6 protein-coding genes are annotated in these 7215 nt (G+C 59.1%); 3 read left to right on the top strand and 3 right to left on the bottom strand.

Annotated elements, in window-relative coordinates:
• The first annotated feature begins 137 nt into the window (after positions 1-137).
• The 3 genes from ABIL25_10210 to ABIL25_10220 all read left to right on the top strand — a co-directional run bounded on the left by ABIL25_10210 (position 138) and on the right by ABIL25_10220 (position 4071).
• Complete coding sequence (locus tag ABIL25_10210; GenBank protein ID MEO0082639.1) at positions 138-551, top strand: secondary thiamine-phosphate synthase enzyme YjbQ; 414 nt, start codon at positions 138-140, stop codon at positions 549-551.
• Between the two features lie 12 nt (positions 552-563).
• Positions 564-1637, top strand: a complete 1074-nt coding sequence (locus tag ABIL25_10215; GenBank protein ID MEO0082640.1) for an alanine--glyoxylate aminotransferase family protein — start codon at positions 564-566, stop codon at positions 1635-1637.
• Between the two features lie 79 nt (positions 1638-1716).
• Positions 1717-4071, top strand: a complete 2355-nt coding sequence (locus tag ABIL25_10220) for a S8 family serine peptidase (protein MEO0082641.1) — start codon at positions 1717-1719, stop codon at positions 4069-4071.
• Here the strand turns inward: ABIL25_10220 and ABIL25_10225 are convergent.
• The 3 genes from ABIL25_10225 to ABIL25_10235 all read right to left on the bottom strand — a co-directional run bounded on the left by ABIL25_10225 (position 4068) and on the right by ABIL25_10235 (position 6862).
• Complete coding sequence (locus ABIL25_10225) at positions 4068-4976, bottom strand: hypothetical protein (GenBank protein ID MEO0082642.1); 909 nt, start codon at positions 4974-4976, stop codon at positions 4068-4070. The genes ABIL25_10220 and ABIL25_10225 overlap by 4 nt on opposite strands.
• Positions 4977-5105: 129 nt before the next feature.
• A complete protein-coding gene (locus ABIL25_10230) occupies positions 5106-6506 on the bottom strand; it encodes a sugar transferase (GenBank protein ID MEO0082643.1) in 1401 nt (466 codons plus the stop codon).
• A gap of 62 nt (positions 6507-6568) precedes the next feature.
• Positions 6569-6862 carry an acylphosphatase gene (locus tag ABIL25_10235; protein MEO0082644.1) on the bottom strand — a complete coding sequence of 98 codons (294 nt, stop codon included), beginning with the start codon at positions 6860-6862 and terminating at the stop codon, positions 6569-6571.
• Positions 6863-7215 lie beyond the last annotated feature (353 nt).

Genomic DNA, 7215 nt, shown 5'->3' on the forward strand with positions numbered 1-7215 from the left:
ATGGTAAGGGCTGGTCAGATTATGCCTCCTGTTTCGAGTACTTTTCTTACGTGAGGCAACGGGGTAGCTTCGAGTACATTTTTGGTGAGGCAACGCGGCTGATTGACAGCGGCGGTCCACTCGATAAGATTGGGCAACTGATGGTCACGCTTGCAATTGAGACTGGTTCACGCACCGAGCTATTGGACATCACCAGTCAAGTGCAGCAAGCGGTGAGCCAGAGCGGTGTGGAATCCGGTATCTGCCTTGTCTGGGTTCCTCACACGACGGCCGCTGTGACCGTCAACGAAAGCTATGACCCTGATGTGGCAAGAGACATCTGTAACACCCTGTCCCGAGTCGTACCGGCTGCGGCCGGATACGACCACGCCGAAGGGAACGCCGACGCCCATGTCAAGGCAAGTCTGATCGGCCCAAGCGTCCAGGTGCCGGTCAAGAACCGGCGGCTGGCGCTTGGACAGTGGCAGGGAATATTTTTCTGCGAGTTTGATGGCCCGCGGCGGCGACGGGTCGAAGTCAGTGTCCTAGGTAGTTCGACGCAATCATCATAGGAGGTACTAGGAATGCACAAGAAGCTGTTCATACCGGGTCCGACCGAAGTTCGTGAGGAGATACTCAAGGCCCAGTCGAAGTGGATGATTGGTCACCGGTCCAAGGAATTCGGTGAGCTGAACGAGCGTATCGTACAGAAGACAAAGCAGGTCCTCGGCACTAAGAACTACTGTATGTGGTTCACCTCGTCCGGGACCGGTACGATGGAGGGCGCCGTGCGCAACGTCGTGACCGGCAAGATTCTACACACCGTCAACGGTGCCTTCTCAGACCGATGGTTCAAGATTTCTAAGGCCTGCGGTAAGGATGCTGCCGCCCTGACGGTCGAGTGGGGCAAGGCAATAAAGCCTGAGATGATTGACCGGGAACTGGCCAAAGGCGGATACATGGCGCTGGCTGTGACCCAGAACGAGACTTCCACCGGCGTACGCAACCCAATCGAAGACATCGCCAAGATGATGGGGGACAAGTATCCGGATGTACTCATCCTTGTTGACGCGGTCTCCTCACTGATGGGCGACTGGTTTGACATTGACGCCCTGGGCCTGGATATCGTTGTCGCGTCAAGTCAGAAGGCAGTCGCGCTACCGCCTGGTCTTGCAGTTGCGGTTGTGTCTCAGCGTGCACTGGACAAGTGCCGCACGGTCCCGGACCGGGGCTACTACTTCGACTACGATGCCATGCTCAAGCGTTACGACAAGGATCGCCAGACTCCGACTACGCCAGCGATATCGCTGTTCTGGGCCCTGGATGCTGAGCTCGACCACATATTGAAGGAGGGCATGGAGAACCGGTACCAGCGGCATCTGGAGATGGCAAGGTTCACGCGCGACTGGGCCAGGCGTTACTTCGCGCTGTTTGCCGAGCCGGGTTACGAGTCGGTTACGCTGACCACTGCGACTAACACCCGGGGTATCAGCGTCAAAGACCTGAACTCGGAGTTGGGCAAGCGCGGTATGCAGATATCCAACGGCTACGGTGACCTGAAGGAGAAAACTTTCCGTATTGCCCACATGGGCGACCTAACGCTGGCTGACATGAAGGAGGTAACGGCGGCCATCGTGGACATACTGAAGTTGGAATAGACGCGCGGCGCATAGGACACGGCGCTCTGCCCCACGCGGGGTTAGAGCATAACGCGCTAGCGCGTCGTTGGAGGAAGCGTTGGTTCTGTTGTCGCTTGTTCTGGCATTTGTCGGTCCTGGGATCCAAGTGACCGGCCGGGGTCTGACCTTCACGCCTGAGCCTTACGCGGCAAACCATGTCATCCGGTTCGCCAACGGCACCGTGCTCGACACCCGGCTCGCACCTGCTACTCCATCAGAGTCCTTGCTTCGGCCCGGCTCTGCCTGGCTTGTCCACTTGACCGAACCGGTGCGCACTGATTTTCAAACCGGGTTGCGGGCCAGTGGTCTTGAGCCGGCATGCTACATTGCGTACCAGACAGTCGTCTGCCGCGTGGCCCGGGAGGTCAGGGCAGGACTCGTGCTTGGACTCCCGTTTGTGGCCTGGCTTGCTCCGTTTCAGCCGGACTACAAACTTGCCCCAGAGCTTATCGCGACTAACGGGCCGGCTGAGCTGGTAGCCTGTCTTTGGCCTGGAGAGTCAGCCAATCGAGTCGCGGACGCAATCGCGGCCATCGGCGGACGCGTCGTCGCAGTTGGTCTGCGCACCGTCACGTTTACGATCGAAAGCAGCCAGGCCGCAGAGGTCGCCCGGCTTGAAGCTGTGTCCTGGGTCCAGATGTCAGACCAGGGCCGACCTTTCAACTGCGAGGCCCAGTGGGTAGTGCAGGTCGGCTGGCGTCCGGAGCCACCGGACACGCTTGCCGGTCGTCGGGTATGGTCCAAAGGCATCCGCGGCCAGAATATGATTGTGGGGCTGTTCGACTCCGGAATCTACACCGAGCACGACCAGTTTCGCGATCCATGCTATCAGGTGACTGCTCCGGGCATCTTTCCCCGTCATCGCAAGCTCGCCGGGTACAAGCTTTATCGCAATGCCGGGTTAGGGGACTTCAATAACTTTCACGGCAGTGCGGTCGCTGGCACCCTGGCCGGTAACGATTCGGTCTGCGGTAATTCCAGCAAGGCTGATGGTATGGCCCCGGACGCCCGAATTTTCTTCGTTGACATCGGCACGTCCTATGGCGCCTATGTTTTCAGTGACGACATCAGCGACCTGCTGGACTCGGTGCGGCTGGCTTTGGGTCTGGGCGAGCCGGTGCGCCAGGTTTCCGGTTCTTTCGGCAGCGACGACCGGCCCGGCTACTACCGTCTGCTGGACGCAAGCCTCGACGCCGTGGCCTGGAAGGACAAGAATTTCCTCGTGGTCTGGGCAGCCGCCAACCTGGGAATCGGGCTTTACCGTATCGGCCATCCTTCATGTGCTAAGAGTGCACTTACCATCGGCGCGTGCGGGAACGGTGTCGCCAGCAACCGGGTAGCCATCTTTTCCTCGCGCGGTCCGACTCGGGACGAACGCACGAAGCCGAATATCTTGGCTCCGGGCGAAGCAATCACCTCGGCCGATGGGCCACTGCCATTCTACTACTCGCGGCGAGATGGTACGAGCTTTGCCGCGCCCGCGGCCAGCGGTGCGCTTGTGCTGTGTCGTCAGTACCTGCGGGAAGGCTGGTTTCCGCTGGGCCGACCCGATTCCAGCCGCTCGATTCCGCTGCCTTCAAGTGCTTTGATGCGTGGCCTGGCAATTGCCGGAGCTGACCAGGACCTCAGTGTTGGCGAGTATTTCCCCAACAACTCTGCCGGCTGGGGTCGGCTCAATCTTGCGAACATGCTCCATTTTGAGGACGACTCATTGCGCCTGACGTTTGTGGATGAGACAACTGGGCTCACCACCGGCCATTACGATGAATATCGGTTTGACATAACCGAGCGCAAGCCACTGCGCGTCGTGCTGGTCTGGACCGACACCGCGGCCGCGCCCGAGGCCCTGGTTGCAATCGTCAATGACCTTGACCTGGAGGTCATCAGCCCGGATAAGAACGGCTACCGGGGCAACCAGTTTCTTTGTGGTGAGTCACGGGCCAATCCGCTCCAGGCGGACGAACGTAACGTCGAGGAAGTGTGCCAGCTTTCTCAGCCAATCGTCGGAACCTGGACTTTGCGGGTCAGAGCTCGTAACGTCTATACGTCGCGGCAACCATATGCTGTGGTAGTCCGGGGCAGCGTGGCCGGAATCGCCGGAGTCAGAGAGGAAGATGTGTGCCAACACAACGAATGGCAGACCGACCGGACAATACTGGTCTCGCCTTCCTGGCCGCTCCGGCTTTCAGTGCCGACCGGGTGCCGGCTCGTCGTCTTCTCCTCGCTCGGCCGCATTGTCCAGAAGCTGGAATCGGACAGGGAGGGGACGGTGTTCTGGACCGGGGCTGAACTAGCGCCGGGTGTGTACTTCTATCGGTTTGAGCCTAGCCGACCGGGCCAACTGGTCTGCGACCTGGCTTCTGAGATTTGCCCTTCAGGGCTGCCTAGAGGTCGGATTCTTCTCACCCGCTAGTCGAGGAGCTTGGGGACCCAGCTTGAGTTGACCGACACCCGCTGGTTCCAGACTACACCAGCGACGCGAATCCCTGGTACTTGTTCCAGTGCCGACACCCGCAACATCAGGTCGGTAATGCCCCACGCGTCGGCTTCAACCTGGACATAGCGGCCGCGAAATGCCCGGCCCTGAAGGCATAGTGTGAAGCCGTGTTCGGCTGCAAGCCGAGCAATGTTTTCAGACCTGTGTCCGGTCTCAACCAGCAGGTGAAAGTGTCCGAAGTTCTCGACCCGGGTCCAGTCTACTTCGGGCTGGACCCGTATCACGCCGGACCGGTTGGATTCGGTCCAGCAAAGCCGGTCCAGTTTGGCCTGCACCCAGGAGGGAGTGCGGTCCAGCACCTTGCTCAGGGCCGGGATGTCGTCGGCTGGTGACTTGACGATGTGTTTTAGGAGCGTTCGCTCGTCACCGGACAGGGGTATCGCCACCGGAAATGAATACTCGGCAACTCGATACACTTCTTGGTACTCGATACCCGGGGCGGAGCGGATGAACTGAGATTCGGTTTCGAAGTCGCGCGAGTAGAACATTAGGGCAAGATTCGGTCCGAGCCCTTCAGGTAACCCCTGGTTCAGCACGATTTCGGTTACGAACGGCAGCCTGCGGGTCAGTGCGTTTCCGACCCCGAGCGGCCGTTTCGCACTGGCCAGAACCCCGGCCCACACCCAGTCGCCGCCCAGCAGCGGCGGTACGACAAGAATAGCACGGTACGAGCAGATAACCCCGGCAGCAGCAAGGCGCTTGAGTCGCGTGCGATATTCAGCCGGCTCAAGTCCGGCCCGGGCCAGTTCGGCGGCAGATGGAAACATGCCTCGCTGTTCACAGAGCCGTACCGCGGCAACATCGAGCTTTTCGACTATCATGGCCCTACGGAGATTCGACGAGTCCGGAACCAGTGCGGCGTAGTTTCTTGGCTGCAGACCTGGCTAGAGGTGTGGCCATGCTGCTTCACCAGTTGTTGTTCCGGCAGGAAGCACTAGGGGCATACTTTCCTAGTATGCTCCTCGCCGCTGGAGCACTGCTGGTACAGTCTTGAACAGTATCGCCAAGTCGCGCCACAGACTCCATTCCTGGACATAGCGCGTGTCCAGCTCGACCCGTTCTTGGTAGCTCGTCTCAGACCGCCCTGATATCTGCCAGAGCCCGGTTGCACCCGGTAGTACCCGAAACAGCAGGAGCGAGTAGTCGCGATAGTATTCAACTTCTTTCTCAACAATTGGCCTCGGACCAACCCAGCTCATCTGGTTGGCAATGATATTGAACAACTGCGGCGCCTCGTCAATGCTGAACCGGCGCAGAAACCTGCCAATCCGCGTAACGCGTGGGTCATTCTTGAGTTTGAACGTCGCCTTGAACTCCTCGGCCAGCTTGGGGTCGGATTCGAGAATCCGATGCAATCGTTCGTCCGCGTCCCGGTACATTGTCCGGAACTTGAGCAGCCAGAATGGTCGCATGTTCCGTCCTAGTCGCCGGTGCTTGTAAAGCACTGGTCCAGGGCTGTCCAGCTTGATGAGCACGGCCACCGCCAGCATGAATGGGCTTGAGAGGATGATGACAAGACCGGAGACAACAAGGTCAATGACTCGTTTCACCCGTCGGGCTACAACGTTTGGCGCGTACGGGCCGATATGGCGGGGATGGGGCCCAACAAGATAGCCGGTGAAGCTGAATGAGGGTATGCCGACAAAATCGGCAAAGTAGTCGCCGGCAACCGCCGAGACCGCATACTCGGTTCGATAGTCAGCAATGTCCACCACTACCACTTCGCAGTTCTTGACCCGACCATACTGGTCGGCGTTCTTCCTCAGCCAGTCAGCAAGCTCGCCAATGCTGACCGTCTCGACACATTCGAATCCCCACCAGCGAAGCAACTGCACCCGGTCTTTCAACTGACTAGCCGCCGACTGTCGGTCGGCTGGCAAAGCGGTGTCAGGACAATGACTGTTGACCGACGCTTCCGGCATTGTCCTGAATTCCACGCGTGGAACGTCTGGCGGATCGGTGACAAGCACGGCCCGTTGCCGGATGAGCCGACGGACAACAAGTCCAAGAAGCGGGGCCAGGATGTTCAAGTACAGCCAGAGTCCGAGCCAGAATTTGACCGTGAGCCCCTCGCACCACGGCCAGATGATGTGGACACCGCTGTAGGCCACATATGAGAGTGCAAACGCCGCCTGCGTTTTGAGCGAGAATCCGAAGTTGGCGCGGACGGCAGTTTCAAACTCGCCGACGATGTAGCTAGTGGTGAGTAGGAATATCCAGAGCATGACGACCGTGGTGAGCGAACGTGAAACTGGGTCGAGCAGCAGCCGGAGCAGCGCAATCCCGAGCAGTAGAAGCAGTACCTCAATGAGGATGACAGATTCTTCGCTACGGGATGTGGTGAAACTCATTGCCGGCTCTTCTGGTGCGGGCAGTCTAGTCTGCCTGTTTCCGGCGTCAAGCCCGGCAGGAATTAGTCGTAGGTAATGTCGAATCCGTCAAATTCGTGTTCAAACGGCTCCCACTCGACTGCTACTTCCCGTACTTGCGCTCCTGCTGGCCCGACCCTGAGCCGCGCGATGAACGCTTCAAGGTTGGAGCGGTCTCCTTCGGCCACCGCCTCGACCCGGCCGTCGCGTAGATTGCGTACGAACCCGCCAAGACCCAGCTTTTGTGCCTCGCGCATTGCGAACATCCGGAAGAATACTCCCTGCACCCGGCCTGATACGAGCACCCGGCACCGGGCGGCGTCTTTGGATCTGTACATGGCGCTAGGATAAGAACCTTGTGCCTTCAGTCAAGGTTGTCCCAGGAACCGAAGTAGCAATGCCACAGGTAGCCGGAAAGGCGGGGGGGCTGGATAGGTGGAAAGCAAGTCAGCCAGCCAGCTTCGATTGGTCGCTAGTTCGGTTTTCGGGTAGGCGGGGTAGTGTCAATTCTTTTGTGTAACTTCCCACTGGCATTTTACGCTGCCGGCTTTCTTACCTTGGACTTGGCTCGAGAGCGACACTTGCGCCCACAGCGCTGCTCCCACCGTTTGTTCGCCTTCTGAAACAGCGCGCACACGATTCGAGCACAACTCTCGTCGTTGGCAAAAGTACACATCGGCCGCGTCCGCTT

Source organism: candidate division WOR-3 bacterium (assembly GCA_039801365.1).
Lineage (GTDB): Bacteria > Hydrothermota > Tepidihabitantia > Tepidihabitantales > Tepidihabitantaceae > JBDRUN01.

Coding starts and splice junctions, on each gene's coding strand:
- ABIL25_10215 (MEO0082640.1), top strand. CDS start 564: ATGCACAAGAAGCTGTTCATACCGGGTCCGACCGAAGTTCGTGAGGAG.
- ABIL25_10225 (MEO0082642.1), bottom strand. CDS start 4,976: ATGATAGTCGAAAAGCTCGATGTTGCCGCGGTACGGCTCTGTGAACAG.
- ABIL25_10230 (MEO0082643.1), bottom strand. CDS start 6,506: ATGAGTTTCACCACATCCCGTAGCGAAGAATCTGTCATCCTCATTGAG.
- ABIL25_10235 (MEO0082644.1), bottom strand. CDS start 6,862: ATGTACAGATCCAAAGACGCCGCCCGGTGCCGGGTGCTCGTATCAGGC.